The sequence below is a fragment of the Bacillus sp. S3 genome (assembly GCF_005154805.1).
Taxonomy (GTDB): Bacteria; Bacillota; Bacilli; order Bacillales; family Cytobacillaceae; genus Neobacillus.
The window spans coordinates 2586437-2612607 of sequence record NZ_CP039727.1 but is presented as its reverse complement, the minus strand read 5'-3'; the positions used below and the strand labels follow the sequence as shown (position 1 = coordinate 2612607).

Here is a 26171-nt window from a genome sequence, read left to right as displayed (position 1 = left end):
AATATAAGAAATCCTTAAAACTCGCCCAAGATGAACTGGCTAATAATTAATCTCTTGCAAATGCTTTGGGCGGTGATTCCATCCATCCTTTTTCAATTAAGATATTAGCTCCGTCATCGACAAATAAGCCAATGTTTATGAGAGTTCTTCCATATAACATCCCTAAATCTCTTCTTCCGTTTACCGCAAGTGAATTTCCAAACGACCTGATCTTCATCGAGAACATATCCACTTTATGAAATAACATTATTTTATCGGAAAAAGGAGGATAGGTTGAATTTGTAACTAAATGGTCTATATATGATGGAGTATGCAGGTTTTCTATTTGAAGTTTTTCCATATACTGTTTTACCGATTTATCAGTCATATCCAAACCCCGTTTAAACAAAGCCTTTATTTTTTCATCTTTAACGGTTTGATAAAATCCCAATAATAATGCCTTACTTGTCGTGTTATTTTCAATGTTATCATAAAGGTGGGTAATTTCTAAGGCATGTAATGTTCTGACATCGCCTACAAAACCATTTAGGTAATTTTGCTTTTTAATAAAGTCGTTTCCAGCCGGTATAGGGATAATAGGAGGTTTGGCAATTAACTTTTTTTCAAATAAAACATTATTAATCTGCCCTAACAGGATGGTCGTGCATTGATTGCAATAAACAAAAAATTCCCTAATATCCTCCCTCATGACTAATGGAACCGCTACTGCATAAATACTAAGTCCTGCCTTAGCCGCATATTTTAAATAATGCACGTAGAACGCATCTTCAAATAAACGTGGGGCTCCAAGATTTACGTCATCATTCGTAAACCCTGAAGGTGTAGGGAAATCAACTTTCTTAAAAAAACCTTCTACCCTCTGCATAAAGTCCTTAGATAAGGCTAAGCCATTTTCCAATAGCGTTCTAATATATTGGTCCTCGCAATGTTGTAGAAAATAACTTAAGATTTGACTTGACATACTATTTCCAACATATGTAACCCAAAGTTTACCCATTTCCACTGATGTTAAAGAATGAGATTCGTCTAATTCCTGTGTAGTTAAATTTATTGGTTTCATGATATCCATTGGGTTGATAATATCCATCAGTAATCCCCTTATCCTATTTTAGTTTAGGATTGCCATTGCAAAATTCTTCTATTCTAACTTTGGAAAAGCTAAATCCTATATAGGGATAAACAATAAAAAATGACTATCATATAACTTACATTTGATAGTCATTTTCCTTAAATGTTTAATGTTTGTGTTAGGAACTTAGTTTATGTTGATTATTTATATTACCATCTAACAATCACCATGTTTGGTAAGATGCAATGGAGGAGGAATCAACCAGCCCTTTTCCTTATTTAAACGAAGGACCTTTAATCCAAGTGCTGCTTTTTGAAGATGAAATTGGCCATACATCAGGGCTACATCTTCCCTGATTGATTTACCCATCACTTGACTAAATGCCACTAATCCAGCAGCGATATCAACCGAGAGTGTTGCCGCGATAGCTGGGTCAGGGATTCTAGCCCCAACTGGGATATCCTCTAAACATGCTTGAGGCGGCTCGGGTGCCGCTGGAGGTAAACCTACACCATTCTCTTTTAATAGTTCTTCCACTTGTTTCTTTTCCTGCTGGCATAATTCTACTGCCTCTGCTAATAACTTTTTCAAGTCATCGTCCCCTGCATGGTTGATCATTGTTTGATACCCAGCAATCATACCATTGCCCGCTAATAATGAGGCCCAAAGATCAAAAACTTCACCATAGTGCAAAGGCTCTTCCATAGGATTTCCACTTAAAATTCCCATCGTTGCCCTCCTTAGTGTATAGGTAAATTTATTCATAAACAGTGCCACCTTTCCTAAAGCACAATGGTATTTTGTCCTGCACTAACGTTTATCATTACTTACATTTTCTTCTATTAATTTTAGAAAGGCCGAAGTTGATTAACCACTAAACAGAGATCTAAACATATAAGGAGAAGACTGCGAATCCACAGCAATAAAAAAACACTTAGATGACTATGTCATCATAAGTGTTTTTTTAATCCTTTTTTAATTTGGATAAATCGGTTTCCTCACCGAATTCAGTAGCATAATTTAAGTTGTTGGTGCCTTGGCGATTTACTTTATGCTCTTCCTTCCGCATTGGAACAAATAATAGGCTTATACAAATCAGCCCGCTTAATCCAACAAGAGAATAGATTACTCTTGATAAAAAGGCGCCTTGCCCGCCAAAAATAGTAGCTACTAAATCGAATCTAAATAAACCAATTAATCCCCAATTGATTGCTCCTATTATCACAAGAACTAAGGCAATTTTGTGTATCAGTCTCATGGTTCTACACCTCCTTTTTTATCTTCTTTCAAAGACGAGTACGGACTGTACTCGCCTTCATTTCTAACGGCGGTGTTCTACAAGGTCAATTACTCCTAATACCACGTGTGCTAGACCAAAACCGAAAACAGTATTAGCTACCATTTTATTCGACCCGCGTTTTTGCTTTAATGCATAACCTGTCGCAGTTACTGCAGTCCCTAAGGCGGTTGGAATTAACCCTTCACGAATATTCATCGCAATTCCCCCACATCGTCGTTAGTCGGTGTTTAAACACCTATTTTTATTTTTTCCTGTGCAGAAAGAAATATTCTACCTAACATTTTGGGAAAAGTTTATTGGTTATTCACGATCGGAAAGATATTTCCAACTGCTTGGATATCTCCCTGTGGTGCAGGGCTTAAAGGATAATACCCCTTCGCAACCATATATTGCCAAATATCATAAGCATGACGGCTGCTGTTTAGAAAGGCATTTTCGAGAAAAGTTCGTAAATCGGGGTTCGAACACTCTAATACTGCTCCTGCATAGCCCTTTGCTGCAGCTTTTTGATTCAATAAGTAACTTGTGGCAATTTCCCTGTCATTGTGTTGTTGTGCATATAATCTAACCTCTACAGCAGGAAAGTTTGGTGCGGGTGGCTGTGTATAGGAACTTAATTTAGGATGCAGGACAGTTGGCACAAACTTTGTAATATCCGGTGTTGTATTGCTTTGCAAAAATTCGGCCTTCAAATTGTAATCCGCTATGTGCTTTGGAAAATGCAGCTGTAATAGCTGTTTAAGTTCTGGATCCTGCGCTTGCTCAATAAAACTAGACATACATGTGATCGTGTTATAGCAACTCATGACTAATTCACTTAACTCATGGAACTCATGTCCTGCCAATTGCATAATTCTTCCTCCAATCAAATCTAAGAGTCATGCCAATTTTTCACTATCTGATAAGTTCTGACCAATCTTTATGATTTTCAATATTCCATTTAAATATTCCCCGAAAATGTTACAACGGTTAATGATATTTGCAAAAAGGATGGAACGGATTTGATTTACATTCGTCCATTTTATTAGAGGTGATCTGAATGAGAAGATTCACAAGTCTGTTTATTGTCCTTATGATTATATTGACAGGCTGCCGGTCGAGTCCATTTGGCCAGCATGTTCAAATTGATTGGGTCGATTTTATTAAGTGGAATGGAAAAACGTACGATGGGATTTACAACGGAGCATTAGCCGATGCAAAGTATATTGGTGAAAAACTCGGGGAAGTAAAATTTAAAGTAGCAGATCATGTCACGGATCCGGAATACAAGCTCAAAAATGGGGATGCCGCCTTTCATGACAAAGGAACGGGAATTTATGCGATTAAAGAGGAACCACACCTTATTGCGGTGAAGTCTGCTAGAGCGATTAACGGGTATCAAATTTATTTTTCAAGAGATGACCTAAGAAACCAATTGCAATTTCAAGATATGCCAATGGAAAAAGTCAGCCGGATTGAAATCTTTCAGGCCTATACAGACACTCCCAAACCTATTGCGGTAATAACTCAACCTAAAGTTTCACAGTTTCTTCAGCTTTTAAATAACAGTCAAGCAGCGCCAAACTTTGAGCCAAATACGGAAAATGGTGATCCTGTTTACAATCATATGGTGTTCTATACAGGGGATGCAATTGCCTATATGTATGACATAAACTTTGATGGTCATACCTATTTTTGGCATCCGGATGTAACAGCTATCTTATCAAGTGAAATGAAAGACTTTATTCCAGCAAACTAAAGCAAGAAATGGTGGAAGGTACATTGGAGTACTAAGTGAAAGAAGAAAACTTGGGAATTTATTAACAACAGATGGAGTCATTCCATTTTTTGCCCTTAATTATTAATATGAAATCAACTAACAGCTATAAAAAGAGTCCAATTCGCAAATTGGACTTTTTTTTCGTGTTATTTACTTTTTTCCATAATGGCAAAATAATTGTTTTCCGGATCGGCAAAATTAAATACTTTGCCACCTGGCATATTGACCAATTCGCCAACAGTGATATTTTTATCGGTAAACTCTTTATATAATTCCTCGAGATGATCCGAGAAAAACATAAGCGACGGAGTACCCAAATTTAATTCAGGCTGCATTTTTGCAATTAATTCCTTATTATGTAGGACGATACTCGTTTCTGCTTTCTTAGTTGGAGCAATTTCAATCCATCGCATACCTTGGCCGTTATTTTGATCAGAAAGAACTGTAAACCCTACTTTTTCTGTCCAAAATTTCAATACCTCGTCTTGGTTGTTTACATATAACATAACTTGTCCGATTTGATTAATCATTGACTTCTCTCCCATCCTAAAAGGTCAAAAAAATTGTTTTCTTTTTCATTATACATTTGATTATAAAGGTCTAAACCATAAATTGTTCAATAATGGCAAGAAATAAACTAATTCTTAAAAATAAATAACAAATGACGGACAATATTTCCTCCGCCATTTGTTCTGGGAGTTCGTTACGCCCCTGGTGAACGGTTTTCAAATTCATAATCAACCGGTTGAGGAGCAACTCTCGAATGCTGTAAAGCTGGAGTATCAGGACGCGCAATTTGATAGACGGCTGCACCAACAATTTCAGCTGTTTCTTGCAGTTTGTTTTTGTCAATTTTATCAATCGTATCTGCCGGCGTATGATACCATGGCTCTAGCGGCGAGTGGATAAATAGAGCTGCCGGAATTCCAAGCTCATGGAATGGCTGATGGTCACTGCGTCCCAGCTGGCCATACGGAACAACTTCACCCAATGCCGTTCTTGCACCTGCCGCGGATGCGAGATCGGTGACAGTATTTTTCTTACCATCAATCGTATACATGATTAACCCGTTGGCAGCATGATCACCCCCGGCATCCTTACTGCCGATCATGTCCATTTGGAAATGGGCTACAATTTTATCCGCTTCTTCATCAGTTAATGTGCTGGCATAGTGGTAGGAACCTAAAAGACCCTTTTCCTCGGAGCCGAATGTCACAAAACGGAGTTCTGTATCAATCGGCATGTTGGACATGACTCTGGCAAGTTCTAATACCGCTGATACACCGGAAGCATCATCGTTTGCCCCAGGCCCGCCTGGTACAGAATCGTGGTGTGCGCCAATCATAACAATTTGACCGGTATCTTTGTTTTTATGCGGTTTCATTTTGGCAATAACGTTATAGGAGGTTTTTTCAACAAAACCTGAACCAGATACTTTTAATTGAGCTGTAAATGACTCAGATTCTAATTTCTTTACTAAATCCAAACCTTGGGCTCTCGTAATGCCAACTGCCGGAATATTTTGACCATAGCTGGCTTGGCCAAATGCATTGGATGTACCGGTATTGTTGTACATTATGACGCCAACCGCTCCTTTATCCAACACATTTTGGATTTTTTCAACAAAGGGATTATCGCCGCGTTCAATCAAGGCAATTTTCCCTTTTACCGAATCCGGTACTGTGCCGGGAAGTGCTTTACCTGCGTTCACCACTTCTGCGATCGCTTCACCGCTAAATGATCCAGAAAAAACGTATGGCTTTAGATTTTGTCCGCCAATTTCTAATACTCCACTTACATTATTTCTTACCACATCATAGAATGGAAAAGGCTGCAGCTCAGTCTCATACCCGTATTTTTCAAACTGGCTTTTTATGTACTGTGCTCCCTTTAGCTCTCCTGGAGTTCCTGCTGCACGAGCTTCCTTCGATAATAGATCAATCGTGTTATACATGTTGTCGGCACTAATTTTCTTAATAATTTTGTTGTCAAACGCAGATGCTGCATTCGTGTTTGGCGCCCCGCTCTGCCCCTGTGCATATACTCCATTAACACTTAAGACTAGTCCTGCAGTTAATAAAACTGACGCTACTTTTTTCTTCTTCATTTAAACCCTCCTATTTTTTCTGAAAATGAAAACGTTTCCCGTTGATTATCTTTTAAATGAATAGATTAGTAAACTTCAATAGTTCTACATAAAACAAGAATATTCAACATTTTCAGTAACATTTTTCCTACATAAAGAAGTTCTATAATGTAGAAATTTGTTGGTTAATAGTGAACTAGTAAGAAAATATAGGCATTACTAATCAACGATAATAATCAATATATTTCAATAACAAAAAGCCGGCGCTTCGCCGGCTTCTATATTTCTTTCATTTTTAACAGCTCAAAATTGTTCAAAAATATTTTGTCTTTTTTCTGTTAAAATAAATACACTATAATTTTCAATCATAAAGGGGAGTGTGATTGATTTGTCTATGTCTTTGAAGTCTATTACTCAGGAAAATTGGCATGATTGCATTCAATTACAGGTTTCCGACGATCAGAAATCTTATGTTGCTTCAAATGTATATTCGCTAGCAGAATCGAGGTTTGAACCATCTTTTACGCCGATGGGTATTTATTTGGATGCTAGAATGATAGGTTTTCTTATGTATGGAAAAGATCCGGATGACGGGACGTATTGGATTATCCGTTTTATGATTGACCAAACTGAACAAGGAAAAGGATTTGGCAAGCAGGCACTGGCCCATACACTCACCTTTTTAAAAGAACTGCCCGATTGCAGTTCGACGATTATTCTTGGTGTAAAAGATTCTAACGTTGCGGCTTTAAAGCTTTATCAATCATTCGGCTTTAAGGATACCGGCCGGCGAGAACATGGCGAAATATTGTTAGAATTTGTTATTTGATCTACTGGAACTAGAAATTGCTGTTGCTAAGAAATCGGACACATATAGAGCGCCGAGTGACCGATAATAGCCTAGTCAAAAGGTCAATTAATCTTTTTACTCATGTTATACCAAGTGACACCTCCGTGCTCCGAGTTTGATACACCACTGTTGAGATATCCTTGGCCTTCATAGAAACCAATTAAATTTGCTTTACATGTGAGGGTAATTGTTTCACGTTTGTTCGCTCTTGCTTCTTTTTCAAGATGTCCAAGTAACGCTGTTGCAACGCCGCGTTTTTGAAAATGCGGTGACACAGCGAGTCCTAGAATTGTTTGATGACCGCCCGACGCAGGATTTTCCTTTATTTCACTAAACAGATCATCCGAAATAAAGGCAGCTTTAATGACGGGCCCATTGATTAAACCGACAATTTCCCCTTTCACTTCAGCAACAAAAAAACTATCCGGAATGCGTAGAATTCGCTTTTCAAACGCTTCATTCGTAGCAGCTTCTTCTTTTGAAAAACAGTGTTGTTCAATCGCTGCAAGTACTGGTAAATCGCCAATTTCTGCATTTCGTATTTTTATCATAACTTCTCCTCCCCTTTCCGTTTTTAACAGATCATTTCACCTTTTCTTCCCTCCGATGAATGAATACAAATATACCATAGGGAGAATCGTCTATACACATTTGCCTGTATCCACATAGACTATTTTGTGTTAGACATGAAAAGGAGAGATGATTATGGAACATAAGCCATATGTAAGTTCGAACGCAATGCCAAATAATCCGATAGTAAGTCCGAATATTATGCCAAACCAGCCTACTTTACCCACTAATGTTCTACCAAATATACCCTATGTAGCACCACAAGTGTACCAGCAGCCAAGTTGTTACCCAGCTTATCCAATGCATGATCCTTGTTGTTATCCAATGCATGATCCTTGTTGTTATCCAATGTATAACCCATGCTGTCCACAGCCGATGGTTAATCCATGCTGCCCGCCGGCATATAACCCTTGCTGTTACCCCATGTATCCAGGGTGCTGCTAATCAATTTAAATTTTTAGATGGCAAAAATGATCCACCTCCGTTTATGGTGGATCATTTTTATTTTTCACAGCTTACCGACCTTAAGAAACCTATTTAAACACACCCCATTGTTTTACAACTTGCTCTTCTGCTAAGCGTTTAATTTTTTCACAGCTCATTTCTTTGTTGGCGATAACATTCGTTTGATAATTTTTTTCTTTATAATTTACGGTTACGATTACTTCTATCATCGTGATTTGTCTCCTTTCATAAGCTAATTTTAATAACCAGCTGCTTTTTGAGATTCGGTTCGTAAAAATGTCCGAAGGCTGCGTGGGAGAAAACTGCGAATTTCTTCCTCATTAAATCCAACCTGTAATCTCTTTTCATCCTGGATTATTGGACGGCGCAGGAGTTTAGGATGGTTACTAATTAATGTATACAGTTCTTGAAGTGGCAAGGTTTCAAGGTCCACCCCTAATTCTTGATACGTTTTTGAGTTTGTAGAAATGATTTCATCGGTCCCCTCCTCTGTCATAAGAAGAATGGATTTAATTTCATTTTTCGTAAGGGGGGCTGTTAGCATATTTCGTTCAATGTAATTAATTTGATGCTCTTCAAACCACGCCTTTGCTTTCCGGCAAGAAGTACAGCTAGGTGTCGTAAACAAGGTGACCATTTTTGAACCACACTCCCTTAGTACAATATATAAATAAAGCTACGCTTATATCTCAAATTATACTATTATCAATTTGAGATATTTGTGTTTAAAAATTGTATTTAAAAAATATACAGTTTAGCGACGAATTCATTTTTGGTGCTATTCGAGACTCTTAATTTTTTGCAGAACATTGTTAATTGTAATCTGGTTTAAATAGGCTTGCATATGCTGCTCTGCCTCAACAAAGATTTCATCCATTACACTCTGGGTGTTTGATGAAATCACACATTCTTTTTCAGGATCGCCTGTACACCAATGTGGCTTTAGTGAACCTGATGAAATAGCCAAATAGATTTGCGACAAAGTTGTTTTATCAGAATCACAATTTAATAAATAGCCTCCGCCAATGCCTTCTTTTGTTTTTACAAAGCCTTCTTTCCGTAAAATCCCCATGACCTTACGTATTCTTGCCGGATTTGTACAGACATTTTCGGCGATGGTTTCACTGTTTGCCATATGATCAGGTAAGTTTGCTAATAAAACCAGACTATGCATAGCAATAACAAAATCACTATTCATGTGAATTCATCTCCATTCCTTCTCAACTGATCATACTGTAATTTTAATATATACAGTTAAATTAATCAAGGATTAATATGTGGAAATCAAATGTTATAATTTTTACCAATTTTTCCACAAAAAACGCTATAATAGGACTACCATTGTATCATTTAATGAAAGGTCTGATTTCGAGTGCAAATAGAATTTGGAAATACAACTATACATATTTCGTTATTGATTCATGTTATTTTTTTTGCCGTCATTCTATATTTCCTTTGGAAATGGAGTAAGGAATTAGAGAATCGAAGTTTTACTATTTTCCTATATTTCTTGATTAGCACCCACATCTCACCCCTTTACTCACACTACACTTTAGATGATGGTAAATTTGAACTTTGGTTCCCGCTAGGCTTTGTTGTGATATTGATTTATCTTTATGTAAGAAAGAGAAACCATCCTGCGAAAATGAAAGCAAGTTTATTAGGACTGGCAGTAGCCATTTATAAAATAATTGGTGTGTACTTAGATATGTGATGGTTTAATGAATTCTTTAAAATTTTTTTTACAATCAAATGAAAATCCTCCACTCTTCCCCAATTTCAAAACAAGGCTCTTCCAAATGGAACAAGCACCGAAAAATGCAATAAAATAGAAGTAACAAATGTTCGGTAATGGAAAGAATGGGAGTGATGGACAATTGGGAATTATTAATGGAAAGAAAATGCTTGACCGCATCGATCAAATGAATACAGAAGTTTGGGTTGACGGAGACAAAATCCAAGGCAAGCTGTCTGAGCATCCTGCCTTTAAGGGGATTCTGCAAACAAAAGCTTCTCTTTACGATTTGCAAAATGAGCAGGAATTGATAGAGCAAATGACGTTCAAGTCCCCTGAGACTGGCGAACCGATTGGACTTTCCTACCTGCAGCCAAAAACGAAAGAGGATTTAAGACGAAAACGGAAGATGTCGGAAATATGGGCACGGCACACTTATGGTATGATGGGGAGAAGTCCTGACTACATGAACACTGTTATCATGAGCTTCGCCTCCTCCTCTGCCCTCCTTTTAAAGGGCAAAAAAAATTGTTTTCCAGAAAATATTCTAACATTATATAAGAGAGCACAGAAAGATGACCTTTCCTTTACACATACGTTTATTACTCCACAAATCAATCGTTCTCAGTACAATTTCGATTCTTCTAATGAGCCAATCTCCGCTAAGGTTATCGACCGAAATGAAAAGGGCATTGTGATAAAAGGGGCCCGGCTGCTTGCGACCCAAGGCGGGTTAACCGATGAAGTGTTGGTCTATACAGCACCGAGAAAGTTCATGGACCCGGCCGAATCCTTCGCCTTTACCATCCCTTCCAATACAAAAGGGTTAAGATTTATTTGCAGGGAATCCTTTGTCGGTGGCGAGTCTAATTTTAATCATCCACTAAGCTCCAGATATGAAGAAATGGATTCCATAGTTGTTTTTGACAATGTTTTAGTACCTTGGGATCGCGTCTTCTTTTACGATAATATTGACGCGGCTGTTGACTTCATGTTCCATAGCTCGTTTCACCACTTTGCCACGCATCAAGCCTTGACAAGGCAAATTGTCAAAACAGAATTTATTTTGGGCATTGCAGAACTCTTGGTCGAAACGATTAATGTTAGGGAATATCAACATATCCAAGAAAAGCTTTCTGAAATAATCATCGGACTTGAAACCATGAATGCACTCGTAGAGCAGGCCGAAAATCATGCAGAAATTGATGAATGGGGCTATATGCGTCCAAGTTTACTCCCCCTCCAAGTGGCCAGTAATATTTTCCCTCGAATCTATCCCCGCTTCTGCGAGATTGTTCAACTGATTGGTGCTAGCGGGATGGTCACATTACCATCCGAAAAAGCCTTCGAATCTGAAATTAGTGCAGACCTTAAGCAATATCTTCAAGCAGTGAACAAATCTGCCGACGAACGAGTGAAACTCTTTCGCCTGGCCTGGGATCTAACGATGAGTTCATTTGGAACAAGACAAACCCAATATGAAAGGTATTTCTTTGGAGATCCGGTTCAGTTGGCGAGCAATCTTTACAGGCACTATCCTTTAACTAAATACGTAAACAATATCAATGATTTTCTAGCATAATCGGAATGAATGGAAACGCCCAGTTAACAGTAACTGGGCGTTTCCATTATTTTTATCTGTGATAGCTGTTAACATAATCATTCTTGTTAAAATTTTATTTTTTGGTAAGGTGTGCTTCTTTGTCAAATGCCCGTTGAGTGCTGGTAATCATTTTGTTAACTGCACTAAACAGTGCTTTTACAGACGATGTCATGATATCAGCGTCGATGCCGCAGCCCCAATGAACAGTACCATCCATTGCTGTAATTCCAACATATGATACGGCGTTCGACCGTGAACCAATTTCTAGCGCATGCTCTTTGTAGACTAAATCCTTATACTGAATTGCAAGTTCAGTCTGTAGAACATTGCTGATGGCATCGAGTCTTCCGTTACCTGTTCCAGTAAATTCATGGATCTCACCATCCATCCGGATCGCAACAACCGTTTCATACTGATCATTTTGCATATATCTATATTGGATAAACTCGGCTGGCGTATGAATATTCACATACTCCCTCATAAAGATGTCATAGATTTCAGTTGGCATCAGCTCTTTATGCAAACGGTCTGATACATTTTTAACTTGATAGCCGAAGTTTTCACGCATTTTTGCCGGAAGATCAAGCCCGTAATGCTGCTCCAGTATGTAGCCGATCCCGCCTTTGCCTGATTGGCTATTAATCCGGATAATATCTCCTTCATACTCTCGGCCAATATCCTTTGGATCAATTAATAGATAAGGAACCGTCCAGTACTGGCATTCTCCGTCTTCCCTCCATTTCATCCCTTTGGCAATCGCATCCTGATGAGAGCCTGAGAAGGCCGTAAAGACAAGTTCACCACCGTATGGGTGTCTTTCGTGAACCCTCATTCTAGTCAATTCTTCATACTTAGAAATGATTTCACGGATATTTTCAAAATGAAGCTGTGGATCCACCCCATGTGAATACATGTTGATGGCAAGCGTGACGATGTCGACGTTTCCTGTTCTTTCGCCATTTCCAAACAGTGTTCCTTCGACTCTCTGGGCGCCTGCAAGCATCGCAAGCTCTGCATCTGCCACTCCAGTTCCTCTGTCATTGTGTGGATGAACGGACAGGATGACATTGTCCCGGTAGTTCAGATGATCGCTCATAAACTCGATTTGACTGGCATAGACGTGCGGCATAGACATGGACACTGTCGCTGGAAGGTTGATGATCACCTTGTTGTCTGCTGCAGGCTGCCAAATATCTAGGACCCGGTTACATACCTCAAGTGCAAATTCCATCTCCGTACCCGTGAAGCTTTCCGGTGAATATTGAAATTGGAAGTTCCCCTCGGTCTCAGCCGCATATTTTTTTAGCGACTTCGCCCCTTTAACCGCAATCTCGATTATTTCCTCTTCAGATTTTTTAAACACCTGCTCACGCTGTGCGACGGAAGTCGAATTGTAGAGGTGAACCACTGCCTTGTTGACACCTCGAAGCGCTTCAAATGTCTTTTCAATTATATGTTCTCTTGATTGTGTCAGCACTTGAACTGTTACATCCTCCGGAATCAAATCTTGTTCGATCAATGCCCTTAGAAACGCGTATTCTGTTTCGGATGCAGCTGGAAAGCCCACTTCAATTTCTTTGAATCCAACCTCCAATAGCATTTGAAAATAGTCCAGCTTCTCCTCCAAACTCATCGGGACAACCAGCGCCTGATTTCCATCCCTTAAATCGACACTGCACCATGTGGGAGCTTCCGTAATATATTCCTTCTCCGTCCATTTCAAGCTTTGTACCGGGGGCATATAATAGCCTCTTGAATACTTTTCAACATTTTTCATATTCTCGACCGCCTTTTCATTTTTATCGTCCATTTTTAAAAAAATAAAAAAGCCCATCATCTCATAAGAGACGACAGGCTTTGCCTACGTGGTACCACTCTTTTTGATTCGTTTTAAAACAAAACAAAACGAATCCACTTTACGACACGATTACGGCGGTCAACCGTTAAGGCCTACATTTCAGCCTTACCACTCCCGGGCGAGTTGGGGAATTTATTGACTGTCTTTCACCAGCCGACAGCTCTCTAGACAATAATGGTTCCTTAATACTCCCAATCATCGTGTTTATGATTTGTTTGAAATTTTTTGATTTTTCTCATTCTATAACGGATAAGGAAAATAATCAAGACAAAACGGCAATTCTTTTTGGACAAAAAAACAAAATTGTCAAAATCCCTCTATCCGAGAATAATAAAAAATAGTGACCATTTCATATTAGACGTTATCAAAAAACCATTCAAAAACCCCCGGTTCAAATGAATCCAGGGGTTTTTGAATGGTTATATTAAGCCGCTTTTTTTATTTGGATTTTTTTACCTTTTTTACGCCATTCCTTATATTCAGCAGTTGCCGTAAAAAGCACATCAGTTGATGAGTTAAGAGCTGTTTCGAATGAGTCTTGTAAAACACCAATGATAAAGCCTACTCCAACAATCTGCATCGCCACATCATTTGGGATTCCGAACAAGCTCGCTGCTAAAGGAATCAATAATAAGGAACCTCCTGCAACCCCTGAAGCACCACAGGCACATACAGCAGATAAAACACTAAGTATAATGGCTGTAGGAATATCCACATGAATGTCTAGAGTATGAACGGCCGCAAGTGTCAATACGGAAATCGTAACCGCCGCACCGGCCATATTGATCGTTGCACCTAATGGAATGGAGACAGAATACGTATCCTTATTCAAACCTAAGTTTTCACATAATTTCATATTAACAGGAATATTCGCCGCGGAGCTGCGCGTAAAGAATGCGGTAATTCCACTTTCCCTGATACACTTGAATACAAGTGGGTAGGGGTTTTGACGAATCACGACAAACACCATGATGGGATTGACCACCAAGGCAACAAAGAACATACAACCAATCAATACGGCAAGCAATTGGCCATAGCTTAGTAATGACTCAATTCCATTTGTCGTAATAGAGTCAATCACGAGCCCCATAATACCAAGTGGAGCCAACTTGATTACCCATGTTACCATTTTCGATACAGCATCTGAAAAATTAGTAATCATTGTCTTTGTTGTTTCTGGCGCATTTCTTAGTGCAATGCCAAGGACCACCGCCCAAGCTAAAATACCGATATAGTTTGCGTTATAAATGGCTTTCACTGGATTATCAACAACGTTTAGCAATAATGTTTTGATAACCTCTACCACACCGCCAGGAGCTGCTAAATCCTCCGCACCCTTTGCAAGTGTTAAACTTACTGGGAAGGTAAAGCTTACAATAACTGCAATTAATCCAGCTAAAAAAGTACCTAATAAATAAAGTCCGATAATCGATTTCATGTTCGTTTGCTGACCACTCTTATGCTGCGCGATGGCTGACATAACTAAGAATAATACCAAGACTGGGGCAATAGCTTTTAACGCACCTACAAATAAAGATCCTAAAATAACAACTGGTTTGGCTGCTTCTGGAACCGCTACAGCCAGAATAACACCAATAATTAACCCGATAATGATTTGTTTGACCAGACTGATTTGATTCCACTTTTTCAATAAATTTTTCATAGATGCCCCCCTGCTAGTTTCTTAGATGGATCCTAATACTCACTCTCCACCATTTCAACTAAACTATAAATGATTTCAATAGTAGTATAAAGAATATTTAGATATATTACAATACTATTTTAAAATCATTATAAACTGAAAATTCATAAGATTATAATAATAATGGAGTTACTTTTTATCAATGCTTTTATTACAAGTTTTCTCATGCATTGCTAATACCACTTTTTATAGTTAGTTCCAGAAACTTCCTAATATCAAAGGGTGCATGGAAGACTTCACTTGCTCATTGTAAGCATAAGAGTTCCCACCGAATCTGCATTTCTTGAATATGGATGTCCTTATTGATACAATCACTCTTGCCAACAAAGTATGATAAAAAGTGAGGAAAACTATATGAATGATGTAATCGAAACAATTCTTAATCACCGTTCAATCCGCCATTTCGAGAACAAGGCATTGACAGAAGAACAAATAAAGACAATTGTTACCTGTGCACAAGCTGCTGCCACTTCAAGCTTTATTCAGGCATACTCTATTATTGGAGTGAAGGATCCTGTTAAAAAGAAGAAATTAGCCGAGCTTGCGGGAAATCAAGAGTATGTGGAAAAGAACGGCCACTTTTTTGTTTTTTGTGCTGATCTTTACCGGCATTCCTTGATTGAGGAAAAGGAAAATAAAAACCTAGAAGCATCACTTGAAAGTACCGAAAAATTTATGGTGGCGTTAATTGATACCGCTCTTGCTGCCCAAAATGCTGTGATTGCTGCTGAATCCCTTGGGCTGGGAATTTGCTACATTGGCGGGATTCGCAACAACCTAGAAGAAGTGAAGAACATCTTAAATATCCCAGACCGAGTCATCCCACTGTTTGGGCTGGCCATTGGATACCCAGCCAAAATAACCGATCAAAAACCAAGACTTCCATTTGAACATGTTTACCACGAAGATGAATATGAGCCAAACAGAGAAATTTATTTACAGCAGCTTGATGAATATAATGAAATAATCGCAAACTATTATCTGCAAAGAACGGATGGAGTTAGAAAAGATCGTTGGACAGAACAAATGGCAGCAATGCTTGAAAAGCAGAATCGTATGTATATGAAGGATTTCATTCAAAAAAACAAACTAGATTTACGATAATTCACCACGGGGACAGTTCTCGTGGTTTTTATTAAGGTTCGTAAAGGCCACAAGAAACGTCTCCATGGACTTTAAAAAATGATAATGTAATCAGAAATTCAGGAAAATGTAACCTGATATTAAAATAGCTGAAAACGAATTATGGGATAATCATGACTTCAAGGGTTGTTAAGTTGAAAACCCCTTCTTCATTTATTAATTGATTCTTTTACCAAGGAGTTGCAAGATTTGACACGATTAAGGACGAAAAGGAAAAGAGTAAGATGGCGAAGAGTGTTTGGGGCCCTTCTTCTTTTAGGTATTTTATTAGTTGGCCTATTTCATCTAATTCAATACATAGGTGGAACATTTAAAGCTGTCAACCAACCACTTAAAAAAGTGGAAGGAAAACAACCATTTCAAGGTGAGAAAAATAAATTAGATGAAGTCAATGTTCTTTTATTAGGCAGTGACTCACGTGGAGAAAAACATGCTCGCACGGATACAATTATGGTTGCCCATTATGATCCGCAAACGCATAAAATCAAACTTATTTCTCTAATGCGCGATATGTTGATTTCTGTACCAGAACATGGAAAACAAAAATTAAATGCAGCCTATTCGTTGGGAGGTCCTGAATTACTAAGGGAAACGATTAAAGAAAATTTCGGGCTTGATATCCATTATTATGCGATGGTTGACTTTAAGGGATTCGAAAAAGCGGTCGATCTGCTCGTGCCAAATGGCATTGAAGTAAATGTACCTTACGAGATGTCTTATGGCATAGAAACGAAGTTAGAAAAAGGTAAACAACAATTGCATGGTCAAGAGTTGTTAGGATATGTCCGTTTTCGCCATGATCGATTAAGTGACTTCGGTCGGATTCAAAGACAGCAAGAAGTGATTTCAAAACTAACAGATGAAGCTGTAAGTCTGCATAGTGTTGTTAAACTTCCTAAGCTTTTAGGTCTTACAAATAAATACATAGATACAAATATGGATAGTTCAACCCTTTTAACGATTGGAAAAGACATAGTTACAAAGAAAAGTAGAGACATAGAAACGATACGCATACCAGAAGATGGCAGTTTTCAAAATAAACGGGATGAAGAGCATGGGGACGTATTAGATGTAGACTTCAATCAAAATATAGAAGCACTTAATCATTTTTTAGAAGAATAAGTGCCACAGGGACGATTCTAATGGCTTTTAGTTGGGTTACTAAAGGCCACCAGAACCGTCCCTGTGTTTTCAAAGGACTAAAAAGTATTGAATTTGATTTGACGCGATTGGTGTAATGGCCATAAGGTGATAACCAATACTTAGTAATTGCGATAAGGTCTCCGCACAATTGTGGCGCGGCGGCTCAATCGGGGCGTGGTAACTTTTATAAAGATGAATTAACTCATTATTATTTGTACAGTGAAGCAAGACAACATGTCTTCCTGTCCATGCTTGCCCGATTATAGGTTGAATTTGTATCTCCCTTTTAACTCTCATTTTGAACACCTTCACGAATTGATACAATAGTTTATGACTGAGAATTTGTCCATTGTTCTTGAACCTAACTAACTGTTTTTTAGAAATCCTGTTTTCTTCATTTACCTTCTATTATTTCGTTTACTTCGATTTCGCAAAAATGCTGGAATATCAAGAGATTCTTCTTTCTTATCAGTGTTTTGGTTATAATCTTGAATCTGCCCCCCGTAGCTTACCTGATCACGTTGTATACGTTGTTTTCGTCGTTTCCTTTGATATGGGTTAGATACCTCTTCTGTTGAAGGAGAGTAAGACTTTGATAGGTCTGTATCCTTTTTCTCGGTGAATCCAGTGGCAATTATGGTAACAATAATTTCTTCTGTTAAGCTTTCGTTAATGACCGAACCAAAAATCATATTTAATTCTTCGTGAGAAGCAGCTGCAACGATTTCGGCTGCCTCCTGTATTTCAAAAAGACTTAAATTATGACCGCCAGTAATGTTCATGATTACACCATGTGCCCCATTAATAGAAGTTTCCAATAACGGACTATTTAAAGCTTTCTGGGCAGCTTCAGCAGCACGATTTTTGCCGGTTGCTATACCAATTCCCATTAAGGCCGTTCCTTTATGGGACATGACCGTTTTCACGTCAGCAAAATCAAGATTGATTAATCCTGGTACAGCAATTAAATCGGAAATTCCTTGAACACCCTGGCGAAGAACAGCATCCGCTTCACGAAAGGCATCAAGCATAGGTGTTTCTTTATCTACAATCTCCAATAAGCGATTGTTTGGAATAATAATTAAGGTGTCCACTGCTTCCCTCATCGCCCTAATTCCACTTTCCGCATTATCTGCACGCTTCTTGCCTTCAAAATGAAACGGACGTGTGACCACTCCAATCGTCAGGGCACCAAGCTTACGGGCAATTTTAGCAATAGCAGGCGCTGCCCCAGTACCGGTACCACCGCCCATTCCAGCTGTAACGAAAACCATGTCCGCACCCGCTAATACTTCTTCAATCTGCCGTTTGCTTTCTTCGGCGGCTCTCTCCCCTATTTCCGGATTTGCTCCTGCACCTAAACCTTTAGTCAAGGTGGTACCAATCTGCATCTTTATCGTAGCTTTAGATTGATGAATCGCTTGTGCATCTGTATTAACAGCAATGAATTCTACACCCTCAACTCCATCCTCGATCATCCGGTTCACAGCGTTATTTCCCCCGCCGCCAACACCCACCACTTTAATCTTGGCCAATTGGTTCGTACTTAGATCAAATTCCAACACAATCATTCCTCCCCGTTATTCAACTAAACTTGATTTCACTCTACGAGACATTGATTATATTGTCTAGTTAGGTGATACCTATTTTTAGGTTAAAAATTATTAAGGAAAGATAACAATTTTTTTACAAATTGGTTAATATCAGTTGATTCGTCAAATTATTAAAAATTGCTTGTTATAATGGCTTTATTCGTAGAGAGAGAAATTGAATAGTAATGTTAATGTAGGATGTGAGGAAACGTGGCGGATAGTTTACTTTATATCGGTACATATCTAACAGTTGCACTTGCTCTTTGGTGGCTCATTTCAATCGCTTTTGATCTGTTTTTTAAATAAGGTTTGAATGCCATATGGACGGTTCGGGTAGCTTTTTAGTGAGATAAATATTGGCTACAAGAACCGTTCCTATGGACTTCTTAACACCTTACATATTTGCGCTTGAAACCAAGCTTCCCTCTATCTATTTCCTTTTGAATATTTTCGGTGGCTTGCAGGATGCTGCTTTTTTTCTTGTCCCGCTTGATTTCGACTGGGCCAACTGACTTTGCAGTATCAACCGCCTTCTCATGGAGTGGCAAATATGAAATCGCGACGGTGTAGATAAAATTATTCATTGAGGATTTCGTCCGCTCAGGAGAATCGTGAATCGTATTTTCCACTTGTTCAAGCATACTCGCAAGCTTGCTGGCGCTAAATTCACTGTCCGGGCGATTCCCCAAAAGCCAGCAGTAACAACTCCACCCTGCCGACATTCTAAGTTCTTCACCGCTCGCGATCCATTTATCGGCAACAACTTGCGCAATATCGGTTTCTGCCAAAGTGACGGCCACAACATAATCGGAAAGCATATAAAAATACGCCGCATCTATCCAACGATCAAAATCCGCCTCCGTCATCGTTTTTGGATCCGCAATAATGCCGGCAAAATACATAGCATCGTAGTTACCGGTGGCATAAAGCTCCTCGGCCAAAGGCTGATTTTTCTTGATTATCTTTGCGATCGGCTTCATTGCGCCAGTAGCCACGCCAAATAGCGGCTCGTGTGCACCATTGCTTATGTAAGTCTTTTTCGTTCGTTCCTTACCAAGTGCTTCTAGTTCCTGCATAACTACATCGAAATCCATTGATTTGCACTACCTTCCATACTAATTATGTCCATTGTATTGTAATACCTGTTTTATTACATTTCCAACTTAATACATTCAAGAACTGAATTCCGCAATCCTGCCTGTTTATAGAAAAATGAATGCAAAAAGGGCTTCCATGGACATTTCCAAGAAATTTATTCCTTCGCTTCGTTTTATTTCCTAGTTTATGACACTTCTTTAGGTATATTGTCACAAAACAACACTTAATGTAATACTGTTCATCAAATTAAAATGAATTGTAATGCTATCGTTCTGTAAATGAATCATAAGCCATGTTAGGGTAATATCATGAGAATTTTACAGGAGGTAGCACACAGCATGAAAAATTCTTTTAAATCCTTAGTTGTAGCTGGAGTAGCTACAATAGCGTTAGTAGTACACACTAATACAGCGAAGGCGATTACCCAATCATTCAATCAAAATGAACACAGCCTTCCGGTACATGATATACAAAATAGTTTAACCATTGGAAATAAAGGGCTATTCCAAGATATTTCTATTGGAGAAATCTTGCAACCGCAGAACTTATCCATCCAATTAGCAAAGCCTGCAATAAATGTAGCTGCAAAAGCAGTTGAGTTACTAGCGGAACCATCAAAACATGCAGCTGAGACGTCAAATGATTCGGCAGTAGCAGAAGAAAAAGCGGCTCAACCAATTGATCCTAAAGTGGAGGATCCAACTGAACCTAAAGTGGAAGCTCCAGTGGAACCAAAAGTGGAAGCTCCAGTTGAAGAGCCTGCTACACCAGCAGTTTCTATTTCAGATAAAGAAAAAGACTTATTTGCAAGATTAGTTGAAGCGGAGGCAAAAGGCGAGTCCTATGAAGGAAAAGTAGCCGTTGCAACCGTCGTGTTAAATCGAGTGGAGTCCCCTCAATTTCCTGATACGGTGACAGAGGTAATTAATCAAGTAGTCGGTCATGCTTATGCCTTTTCACCTGTTCAAAATGGTGAAATTAATAAACCGGCATCAGAAGAGTCAACTCAAGCAGTAGAAGAAGCACTAAATAGAGAAGATACGTTAAACGATTCTATATTTTTCTATAACCCTGAAATTGCAACAGATAATTGGATTCGATCCCGTGAAACAGTTGAAACAATCGGGAATCACGTATTTGCGAAATAGTAGGAGAATCATAAAAATGGCGTGCCAAACTGACAAAAGTCAGGGCACGCCATTTTTATGCCGACGGGATGGTTCTCGTGGCTTTTATACATGTTAGTAATGGCCACAAGAACAGTCCTCATGGACGACTATCAAATGTGAAATAGCCACACTACGATTGGTCCTAGAAAGGAGCCTATGATTGCACATAATGTCATCGTAACAGAACTCATCGAAAAGGTAAGTTCACTGTATTCTGCAGCCTTTGAAGTTCCTATCGCATGTGATGCGCTGCCAAGGGCGATACCCCTTCCGATGGGACTATGGATGCGCAAAAATTTAAAGATAGTCGGAGCGGCAATTGCACCAAATATGCCTGCTATCATGACACCTACGATTGCCATCGAGGCATTTCCCCCCAAACCTCTAGTCACTTCAATGGCAACAGGGGTTGTAAGAGATTTAGGGATGATTGAAAGAATTAAGGTATGATTGATCCCGAACAGCTTAGCAAAAATGCCCACACTGACCATTCCAGAAATGGCACCAACCAAAACCCCGCCTACTATGGGAAAAAAATGATTTTTTAAAAAATGACGTTGTTTATACAATGGATATGCAAGCGCTACAACTGATGGACCTAATAGAGAATTAATCCATTGCCCGCCAATCATATAGCTTTTATATGGAATACGAAGAATGAAAAGGATTATGATAATTAAAGTAGTGGCAGTTAAAACGGGAATTAAAAATGAGTAAGAATACCGTTTATAAATTTTAGTCATCACAAAATAAGCGACGACGGTTAGTACAATCATGCAGAATGCGAATAAGAATTCTTGCATTCTTTATCATCCTTTCTTTTTTGTGCTTTTTTCTCAAAAAATTGACCTGCCGTTCCAGTAATTGCAATGGATAAAATGGTACTTAATAGAACGGCTGCAACGAGCAATGCACCATGTATAGAAAGCAAGGAAGAATAATTCATGATCCCGACTGTAGTAGGAATAAAAAATAACATTAATATACTTAATAGAAAACCTGCTCCACTCTCAATGCACTTTAATGGAACTATTTTTAAGCATAAACAAAGGAAAAGTAATAAGAGTCCTATTATACTGCCAGGAATGACTAAGTGAAAAAAGTTATGAATAACAGTTCCAACGAAGGAAAAGATATATAATATACATATTTGCAAAATGATAATGATAATTTTCATGTTTGTGTTGTCCCGATTGGGAACAACGTCCCTTCTTTCTAATAAAATTGGCCATTTTTTATACCAAATGCCAAAAAAAAAGTGTATCATTTATAACGCCTTTTTACAACCTTGATCCCTTAGTGACGGTTCTCGTGGTTTTTATTTGGAATAATATCGACTATAAGAACAGCCCTATGGGCTCTTAGTAATATTAATCAAAATGAGGTTAAAATAGTTTCTTTTTCCCTATCATCGGTTATAATATGAGTAAGTATTGAATAAAGTAAAAAGACCGAACATGCTGGAACATGTCCGGTCAACAATAGACGGTCCCTCTGGAGGGGTCGGCTTTTTGGGCAGAATAATCCACCTGAGCCGTTAACTCAAGGGTGGATTATTTTTTTGATTTAAATGACAGTATGGTTACGATTAGACTGGCAAAACCAATCGCGAGCATTAATGATTCAAACACTGTCATTCAGCATCACCCCCTTCCGTTTGGGAGTGTACCGACCACCCTTGAGAAATCCTATTCTATTGTACTTCAAGTATATCATATCCTCCTTAAAATAGGAACATATATTCGCAATTTCCTAATAATCCTTCTACATTATGTAAATTGAAAAAATACTACATATACCAGTTTGGTAGCCGGATTGAAATGAAAACCGTTTTTTTCTGAAGAGGAGTTCCTCTCTAAGTAAATAAATAAAACGTATATATTTTGAATGAAGGATGATTTAAATGACAAAAACGCTAAGTGGATTACTCATACCCCTTTCAGTATTAATCATTTTCTTCCTAATCTTTCAAATGGGGAAAGGGGATTAAGATAATCCCATTCCTAAACCAGTCGAAATAAAAAAGGCAGATATCAACAGTAAACTCCCCTACACACTTCAAGTAGAAGAATTTGATCAAAAACCGGAAACTATTGCTTATCGAATTTGGTTTGATTTCATGAAAAGTTTAGAGAGCGAGGGAACGATCGTCAATCCGGCCTTTACTAGATTTACTAAGTTATCGGGAGATGAAAACTCTTTTGTCGTTGCGGTCGTTTTTCAAGTTCAGATACCCGAAAGAACACCAGCAATCGATTATGGTTGGGGAAAGATGCAGGAGGATAAAGTTGTTCCTACCATCGTTTGGAAACTAACAATCAATAAGGAAGAGAACTTAACGTACACCTTAACAAACATTGAAAGAACAACCGATACACAAATTGGTCTGCCGCCCGTTGAATCGTGGAAAGAATATCAAAAGAAAGCGGGAATAGAGAAACCATCGGAAAGCATCCGCTATGAAATTAAGGATCAAAATCTTAGGGTCACGTATGATAACGGGAAAAACTGGCGGGAGGTTCCCGTTGCAATCGAAGAATTATTTTTCAGCGAATCCAACAGCGCTGAACAACAATTAGGTGATGGCGGCTATGTGATTACACCGGAAATCACAGCGTTTGTCCTTAACAAAGGGACACGGGTCCTAGTTAGTACGGATAAAGGCAAGTCTTGGAAGGAGTCGTTGGTGTCGGATCAGCTGCCGTTTTTACGCATGCTAAAACTCGGGTTTACGTCTGACAAAGATGGTTATCTGATTATTACAGGTGATAAAACAATGAGTTCGGAAGCACACTTTGTATTTAAAACCAACGATGGTGGTCAATCATGGTATAATGCTGGTTCAGTGGATGATACTCATGCATTAGTGACAGATGGAGGGTTTATTAGTGACCAATTAGGTTTTATTTCCTTTGGTGAATATCGGTTGGAAGAACAGCCTCCAATGCCAAACCTATATCGGACTACTGATGGTGGAGCAAACTGGGAACGCGTAGAGGTTCCAATACCGGAAGAATATCGACGCTACTTCACCATTGCGGAGATTCCAACCTTTCAAGGAACGGAAGGAACTATATTAGTGAATCAAGGTCCACAAGGCGATTACCTTGGCGGAAAGGTACTAGCAAAGTTTACCTCTCAGGATCAAGGGAAAACATGGGCTTTTTCTGGGTTGGTCGATCCAGATGGGGTGCTTAGATAACATAAGATACGATAAGAAACGGTTCTCGTGGCTTTTTGTGAAGATAATAAAAGCCACAAGGACCGTTTCCACGTTTCCTAACTTGGAAATAAATCCGAAGACAGGTAGCGTTCTCCGGTGTCTGGCGCGATACAAAGGACTCTGCTTGATGTTGGCAGATTTTTTGCTATTTCGACTGCGAAATGGGCCGATGATGCTCCTGATGCCCCTACAAAGATCCCCTCTTCTGCGGCAAGGCGGCGTGCCATCACTTGGGCTGCTTCATCCTTAATGAGCAAAATTTCATCAAAAATAGTACGATTTAATATTGAAGGAATAAAACCGGGACCTGTTCCAGGAATTTTATGAGGTCCAGGTTCTCCACCAGAAAGAACAGGAGATCCAAACGGTTCCACTACGTAAATTTTCAAGTCTGGAATCTGCTTTTTCAGCTCTTCTCCAACCCCCGTTACCGTACCCCCTGTTCCTGCAGTCAACACAAGGGCATCTAATTTCCCTTCGAACGCTTCAAGAATTTCAACTGCTGTAGTTTCACGATGTGCATCGGCATTTGCAGGATTCTCAAATTGCATGGGAATAAAACTATCAGAAATGGATTCGGCTAAACGGTTTGCTTCATCAATAGCTCCCTGCATACGAAATTTAGCTGGAGTCAAATGGACTTCTGCTCCATATGCTTTTAAAATCTTCACACGCTCGGCAGTCGCATTATCAGGCATGGTAATAATACAGCGATAGCCTTTCACCGCACATACCATGGCGATTCCAATACCTGTATTACCGGAAGTCGGCTCGATCACGGTACTTTTTCCCGGAATTAATTTCCCCTCATGCTCTGCACTTTCAATCATATTAATGGCAGCACGGTCTTTCACACTGCCGCCTGGATTAAATGATTCCAATTTTATGTAAACTTCCCCGCCAGTTGGCTCTGGCAGTTTATTCAATTTTACGATCGGAGTTTTCCCAATTAAGTCAAGGATTGAACTGTAAAGTTTCAATGCTCTCCCACCCTTCAATGATTTTGAAAAAAATCCCCCATGACTATTCCTTTATAAGTATGTGGGAAAATAGTACGTTTATCCATTCAGAACTTTAACAAAATGTTTCACTATTGGAGTCAAGTTCGCGAAGAAATAGGCTTCATTCTTTGTTTGACGAACATATGTTAACGCAGCTAGATGGCACCATAAAACAATATATTCATAGTGGTTTAGTTGGTATTGTAGGTTATTTTATTATACTTTATTTAAAAAAACAACCTACTAATTTCATTTTTCTGAAATTTTGCTCCCCCATAAAATAACCTAAGGCCCGACTAGCTCCTATCCGCTAGTCGGGCCTTTCACGCGCAAAACTTCTGTTTGTCCCCTAAAAGAACTGTCGCCAAGGACTCCATATAACGTTATTTCATTCCTGTTCTATACTTTTTTTCACTTGAGGATGTCTCTTTTGAATCATGCTTCGCTTTTTCTTCAAGTTGTTCTTCCTTAAGATCCTCAAGCGGTATTGGATCAACTGTTTGCTCACTCTTAAATTTATCAAACAAGCTCTCGTTCTCAGTTGGATATTGTTCAGGGTTGTCCATGTTCAAGTGGGTATGATGAAAATCTGGTTTTCTTTTATTTTTTTTCATATCCTTTCACCTCGATATTTTCAATACCCTATTCTGCAGAATAAAAACTTATTTCGTAATTGGCACCTGCATTTTTGTTTGGATTCTTTTGTTGGATACAATGAGCTTTTTGTTTTGTATACATTAATTTTTTGTAAAATTAAGAAAAAACTACTGGTAAATCCAACCAAATGGGGGTATAATTTACCTGC

General features: G+C 38.8%; 29 protein-coding genes, 1 pseudogene and 1 other annotated feature. Of the genes and pseudogenes, 9 read left to right on the top strand and 21 right to left on the bottom strand.

Annotated elements, in window-relative coordinates; all coding sequences use genetic code 11:
* Nucleotides 1–46 precede the first annotated feature (46 nt).
* The 5 genes from FAY30_RS12530 to FAY30_RS12510 all read right to left on the bottom strand — a co-directional run bounded on the left by FAY30_RS12530 (nucleotide 47) and on the right by FAY30_RS12510 (nucleotide 3220).
* Entirely contained in the window at nucleotides 47–1087 is a 1041-nt protein-coding gene (locus FAY30_RS12530; protein WP_223820959.1) for a DUF3231 family protein, read from the bottom strand.
* Between the two features lie 198 nt (nucleotides 1088–1285).
* Nucleotides 1286–1798 (bottom strand): DUF3231 family protein, encoded by a 513-nt coding sequence (locus FAY30_RS12525; RefSeq protein ID WP_149872689.1) that lies wholly within the window; start codon nucleotides 1796–1798, stop codon nucleotides 1286–1288.
* A gap of 235 nt (nucleotides 1799–2033) precedes the next feature.
* On the bottom strand, nucleotides 2034–2327 hold the full coding sequence (locus tag FAY30_RS12520; protein WP_149870191.1) for a DUF378 domain-containing protein: 294 nt from the start codon (nucleotides 2325–2327) through the stop codon (nucleotides 2034–2036).
* A gap of 63 nt (nucleotides 2328–2390) precedes the next feature.
* Nucleotides 2391–2564: an asparagine synthase gene (locus FAY30_RS12515; protein ID WP_149870190.1), complete on the bottom strand. Its 174-nt coding sequence runs from the start codon at nucleotides 2562–2564 to the stop codon at nucleotides 2391–2393.
* A gap of 98 nt (nucleotides 2565–2662) precedes the next feature.
* Nucleotides 2663–3220 (bottom strand): spore coat protein, encoded by a 558-nt coding sequence (locus tag FAY30_RS12510; RefSeq protein WP_149870189.1) that lies wholly within the window; start codon nucleotides 3218–3220, stop codon nucleotides 2663–2665.
* Between the two features lie 188 nt (nucleotides 3221–3408).
* On the opposite strand from FAY30_RS12510, the gene FAY30_RS12505 reads away from it, so the two are divergent.
* Nucleotides 3409–4107: a hypothetical protein gene (locus FAY30_RS12505; protein ID WP_149870188.1), complete on the top strand. Its 699-nt coding sequence runs from the start codon at nucleotides 3409–3411 to the stop codon at nucleotides 4105–4107.
* 167 nt (nucleotides 4108–4274) lie between these two features.
* On the opposite strand, the gene FAY30_RS12500 is transcribed toward FAY30_RS12505, so the two are convergent.
* Nucleotides 4275–4658 carry a VOC family protein gene (locus tag FAY30_RS12500; protein ID WP_149870187.1) on the bottom strand — a complete coding sequence of 128 codons (384 nt, stop codon included), beginning with the start codon at nucleotides 4656–4658 and terminating at the stop codon, nucleotides 4275–4277.
* Between the two features lie 173 nt (nucleotides 4659–4831).
* Entirely contained in the window at nucleotides 4832–6235 is a 1404-nt protein-coding gene (locus tag FAY30_RS12495) for a M28 family peptidase (RefSeq protein WP_149870186.1), read from the bottom strand.
* Nucleotides 6236–6608: 373 nt separating this feature from the next.
* On the opposite strand from FAY30_RS12495, the gene FAY30_RS12490 reads away from it, so the two are divergent.
* On the top strand, nucleotides 6609–7043 hold the full coding sequence (locus FAY30_RS12490) for a GNAT family N-acetyltransferase (RefSeq protein WP_149870185.1): 435 nt from the start codon (nucleotides 6609–6611) through the stop codon (nucleotides 7041–7043).
* 83 nt (nucleotides 7044–7126) lie between these two features.
* Here the strand turns inward: FAY30_RS12490 and FAY30_RS12485 are convergent, their stop codons facing one another.
* Nucleotides 7127–7615 carry a GNAT family N-acetyltransferase gene (locus tag FAY30_RS12485; RefSeq protein WP_149870184.1) on the bottom strand — a complete coding sequence of 163 codons (489 nt, stop codon included), beginning with the start codon at nucleotides 7613–7615 and terminating at the stop codon, nucleotides 7127–7129.
* A 323-nt stretch (nucleotides 7616–7938) separates the two neighbouring features.
* Here FAY30_RS12485 and FAY30_RS12480 point away from each other — a divergent pair, with 323 nt between their 5' ends.
* The gene (locus tag FAY30_RS12480; RefSeq protein ID WP_149870183.1) at nucleotides 7939–8175 is read left to right on the top strand and encodes a hypothetical protein; all 237 of its coding nucleotides are present in this window, start codon (nucleotides 7939–7941) and stop codon (nucleotides 8173–8175) included.
* Here the strand turns inward: FAY30_RS12480 and FAY30_RS12475 are convergent.
* The 3 genes from FAY30_RS12475 to FAY30_RS12465 all read right to left on the bottom strand — a co-directional run bounded on the left by FAY30_RS12475 (nucleotide 8168) and on the right by FAY30_RS12465 (nucleotide 9297).
* Nucleotides 8168–8308: a BA3454 family stress response protein gene (locus FAY30_RS12475; RefSeq protein WP_149870182.1), complete on the bottom strand. Its 141-nt coding sequence runs from the start codon at nucleotides 8306–8308 to the stop codon at nucleotides 8168–8170. The genes FAY30_RS12480 and FAY30_RS12475 overlap by 8 nt on opposite strands.
* A 29-nt stretch (nucleotides 8309–8337) precedes the next feature.
* Nucleotides 8338–8736, bottom strand: coding sequence for a transcriptional regulator SpxA (gene spxA, locus FAY30_RS12470; protein WP_149870181.1), 399 nt, complete (start codon nucleotides 8734–8736; stop codon nucleotides 8338–8340).
* A gap of 141 nt (nucleotides 8737–8877) precedes the next feature.
* Complete coding sequence (locus tag FAY30_RS12465) at nucleotides 8878–9297, bottom strand: RrF2 family transcriptional regulator (RefSeq protein WP_149870180.1); 420 nt, start codon at nucleotides 9295–9297, stop codon at nucleotides 8878–8880.
* A gap of 174 nt (nucleotides 9298–9471) precedes the next feature.
* Between FAY30_RS12465 and FAY30_RS12460 the strand changes: the two genes are divergently transcribed.
* Complete coding sequence (locus FAY30_RS12460; protein ID WP_149870179.1) at nucleotides 9472–9813, top strand: hypothetical protein; 342 nt, start codon at nucleotides 9472–9474, stop codon at nucleotides 9811–9813.
* A gap of 163 nt (nucleotides 9814–9976) precedes the next feature.
* Complete coding sequence (gene hpaB / locus FAY30_RS12455; protein ID WP_149870178.1) at nucleotides 9977–11416, top strand: 4-hydroxyphenylacetate 3-monooxygenase, oxygenase component; 1440 nt, start codon at nucleotides 9977–9979, stop codon at nucleotides 11414–11416.
* 94 nt (nucleotides 11417–11510) lie between these two features.
* On the opposite strand, the gene FAY30_RS12450 is transcribed toward hpaB, so the two are convergent.
* Nucleotides 11511–13214, bottom strand: coding sequence for a 2-isopropylmalate synthase (locus FAY30_RS12450; RefSeq protein ID WP_149872688.1), 1704 nt, complete (start codon nucleotides 13212–13214; stop codon nucleotides 11511–11513).
* A gap of 63 nt (nucleotides 13215–13277) precedes the next feature.
* Nucleotides 13278–13503, bottom strand: a binding site (T-box leader).
* Nucleotides 13504–13719: 216 nt separating this feature from the next.
* Nucleotides 13720–14958, bottom strand: coding sequence for a serine/threonine transporter SstT (sstT, locus tag FAY30_RS12445; RefSeq protein WP_149870177.1), 1239 nt, complete (start codon nucleotides 14956–14958; stop codon nucleotides 13720–13722).
* Between the two features lie 393 nt (nucleotides 14959–15351).
* Here sstT and nfsA point away from each other — a divergent pair, with 393 nt between their 5' ends.
* On the top strand, nucleotides 15352–16101 hold the full coding sequence (gene nfsA, locus FAY30_RS12440; RefSeq protein WP_149870176.1) for an oxygen-insensitive NADPH nitroreductase: 750 nt from the start codon (nucleotides 15352–15354) through the stop codon (nucleotides 16099–16101).
* A gap of 219 nt (nucleotides 16102–16320) precedes the next feature.
* Nucleotides 16321–17262: an LCP family protein gene (locus tag FAY30_RS12435; RefSeq protein ID WP_149870175.1), complete on the top strand. Its 942-nt coding sequence runs from the start codon at nucleotides 16321–16323 to the stop codon at nucleotides 17260–17262.
* Between the two features lie 69 nt (nucleotides 17263–17331).
* Here the strand turns inward: FAY30_RS12435 and FAY30_RS12430 are convergent, their stop codons facing one another.
* From FAY30_RS12430 to FAY30_RS12420, 3 genes and pseudogenes are all read right to left on the bottom strand, one after another.
* A complete protein-coding gene (locus FAY30_RS12430) occupies nucleotides 17332–17580 on the bottom strand; it encodes a hypothetical protein (protein ID WP_149870174.1) in 249 nt (82 codons plus the stop codon).
* A gap of 247 nt (nucleotides 17581–17827) precedes the next feature.
* Nucleotides 17828–18854, bottom strand: a pseudogene (ftsZ, locus tag FAY30_RS12425) (cell division protein FtsZ); the annotation flags it as partial.
* Between the two features lie 407 nt (nucleotides 18855–19261).
* The gene (locus FAY30_RS12420) at nucleotides 19262–19969 is read right to left on the bottom strand and encodes a DNA alkylation repair protein (protein WP_149870172.1); all 708 of its coding nucleotides are present in this window, start codon (nucleotides 19967–19969) and stop codon (nucleotides 19262–19264) included.
* A gap of 342 nt (nucleotides 19970–20311) precedes the next feature.
* Between FAY30_RS12420 and FAY30_RS12415 the strand changes: the two genes are divergently transcribed.
* A complete protein-coding gene (locus FAY30_RS12415) occupies nucleotides 20312–21121 on the top strand; it encodes a cell wall hydrolase (protein ID WP_149870171.1) in 810 nt (269 codons plus the stop codon).
* A 131-nt stretch (nucleotides 21122–21252) separates the two neighbouring features.
* Here FAY30_RS12415 and FAY30_RS12410 read toward each other — a convergent pair whose 3' ends face one another.
* The 3 genes from FAY30_RS12410 to FAY30_RS28065 form a co-directional block, all read right to left on the bottom strand.
* Entirely contained in the window at nucleotides 21253–21945 is a 693-nt protein-coding gene (locus tag FAY30_RS12410) for an LrgB family protein (protein ID WP_149870170.1), read from the bottom strand.
* Complete coding sequence (locus FAY30_RS12405; RefSeq protein WP_149870169.1) at nucleotides 21915–22319, bottom strand: CidA/LrgA family protein; 405 nt, start codon at nucleotides 22317–22319, stop codon at nucleotides 21915–21917. The genes FAY30_RS12410 and FAY30_RS12405 overlap by 31 nt, the downstream gene beginning before the upstream one ends.
* Nucleotides 22320–22695: 376 nt before the next feature.
* A complete protein-coding gene (locus FAY30_RS28065; RefSeq protein WP_223820997.1) occupies nucleotides 22696–22779 on the bottom strand; it encodes a putative holin-like toxin in 84 nt (27 codons plus the stop codon).
* Between the two features lie 482 nt (nucleotides 22780–23261).
* On the opposite strand from FAY30_RS28065, the gene FAY30_RS12400 reads away from it, so the two are divergent.
* Nucleotides 23262–24344, top strand: coding sequence for a WD40/YVTN/BNR-like repeat-containing protein (locus FAY30_RS12400; RefSeq protein WP_149870168.1), 1083 nt, complete (start codon nucleotides 23262–23264; stop codon nucleotides 24342–24344).
* Nucleotides 24345–24421: 77 nt separating this feature from the next.
* On the opposite strand, the gene cysK is transcribed toward FAY30_RS12400, so the two are convergent.
* Both cysK and FAY30_RS12390 read right to left on the bottom strand, forming a co-directional pair.
* Nucleotides 24422–25345, bottom strand: a complete 924-nt coding sequence (gene cysK / locus FAY30_RS12395) for a cysteine synthase A (protein WP_149870167.1) — start codon at nucleotides 25343–25345, stop codon at nucleotides 24422–24424.
* A 404-nt stretch (nucleotides 25346–25749) separates the two neighbouring features.
* Complete coding sequence (locus tag FAY30_RS12390; RefSeq protein WP_149870166.1) at nucleotides 25750–25980, bottom strand: hypothetical protein; 231 nt, start codon at nucleotides 25978–25980, stop codon at nucleotides 25750–25752.
* Nucleotides 25981–26171 lie beyond the last annotated feature (191 nt).

Coding starts and splice junctions, on each gene's coding strand:
- spxA (WP_149870181.1), bottom strand. CDS start 8,736: ATGGTCACCTTGTTTACGACACCTAGCTGTACTTCTTGCCGGAAAGCA.
- FAY30_RS12450 (WP_149872688.1), bottom strand. CDS start 13,214: ATGAAAAATGTTGAAAAGTATTCAAGAGGCTATTATATGCCCCCGGTA.
- FAY30_RS28065 (WP_223820997.1), bottom strand. CDS start 22,779: ATGACAGTGTTTGAATCATTAATGCTCGCGATTGGTTTTGCCAGTCTA.
- FAY30_RS12485 (WP_149870184.1), bottom strand. CDS start 7,615: ATGATAAAAATACGAAATGCAGAAATTGGCGATTTACCAGTACTTGCA.
- FAY30_RS12525 (WP_149872689.1), bottom strand. CDS start 1,798: ATGGGAATTTTAAGTGGAAATCCTATGGAAGAGCCTTTGCACTATGGT.
- FAY30_RS12400 (WP_149870168.1), top strand. CDS start 23,262: ATGAAAAGTTTAGAGAGCGAGGGAACGATCGTCAATCCGGCCTTTACT.
- FAY30_RS12515 (WP_149870190.1), bottom strand. CDS start 2,564: ATGAATATTCGTGAAGGGTTAATTCCAACCGCCTTAGGGACTGCAGTA.
- FAY30_RS12430 (WP_149870174.1), bottom strand. CDS start 17,580: ATGAGAGTTAAAAGGGAGATACAAATTCAACCTATAATCGGGCAAGCA.
- FAY30_RS12420 (WP_149870172.1), bottom strand. CDS start 19,969: ATGGATTTCGATGTAGTTATGCAGGAACTAGAAGCACTTGGTAAGGAA.
- FAY30_RS12520 (WP_149870191.1), bottom strand. CDS start 2,327: ATGAGACTGATACACAAAATTGCCTTAGTTCTTGTGATAATAGGAGCA.
- FAY30_RS12390 (WP_149870166.1), bottom strand. CDS start 25,980: ATGAAAAAAAATAAAAGAAAACCAGATTTTCATCATACCCACTTGAAC.
- FAY30_RS12465 (WP_149870180.1), bottom strand. CDS start 9,297: ATGAATAGTGATTTTGTTATTGCTATGCATAGTCTGGTTTTATTAGCA.
- FAY30_RS12405 (WP_149870169.1), bottom strand. CDS start 22,319: ATGAAAATTATCATTATCATTTTGCAAATATGTATATTATATATCTTT.
- FAY30_RS12490 (WP_149870185.1), top strand. CDS start 6,609: ATGTCTTTGAAGTCTATTACTCAGGAAAATTGGCATGATTGCATTCAA.
- FAY30_RS12530 (WP_223820959.1), bottom strand. CDS start 1,087: ATGGATATTATCAACCCAATGGATATCATGAAACCAATAAATTTAACT.
- FAY30_RS12475 (WP_149870182.1), bottom strand. CDS start 8,308: ATGATAGAAGTAATCGTAACCGTAAATTATAAAGAAAAAAATTATCAA.
- FAY30_RS12415 (WP_149870171.1), top strand. CDS start 20,312: ATGAAAAATTCTTTTAAATCCTTAGTTGTAGCTGGAGTAGCTACAATA.
- FAY30_RS12500 (WP_149870187.1), bottom strand. CDS start 4,658: ATGATTAATCAAATCGGACAAGTTATGTTATATGTAAACAACCAAGAC.
- nfsA (WP_149870176.1), top strand. CDS start 15,352: ATGAATGATGTAATCGAAACAATTCTTAATCACCGTTCAATCCGCCAT.
- FAY30_RS12505 (WP_149870188.1), top strand. CDS start 3,409: ATGAGAAGATTCACAAGTCTGTTTATTGTCCTTATGATTATATTGACA.
- FAY30_RS12410 (WP_149870170.1), bottom strand. CDS start 21,945: ATGCAAGAATTCTTATTCGCATTCTGCATGATTGTACTAACCGTCGTC.
- sstT (WP_149870177.1), bottom strand. CDS start 14,958: ATGAAAAATTTATTGAAAAAGTGGAATCAAATCAGTCTGGTCAAACAA.
- FAY30_RS12480 (WP_149870183.1), top strand. CDS start 7,939: ATGATCCTTGTTGTTATCCAATGCATGATCCTTGTTGTTATCCAATGT.
- FAY30_RS12495 (WP_149870186.1), bottom strand. CDS start 6,235: ATGAAGAAGAAAAAAGTAGCGTCAGTTTTATTAACTGCAGGACTAGTC.
- FAY30_RS12510 (WP_149870189.1), bottom strand. CDS start 3,220: ATGCAATTGGCAGGACATGAGTTCCATGAGTTAAGTGAATTAGTCATG.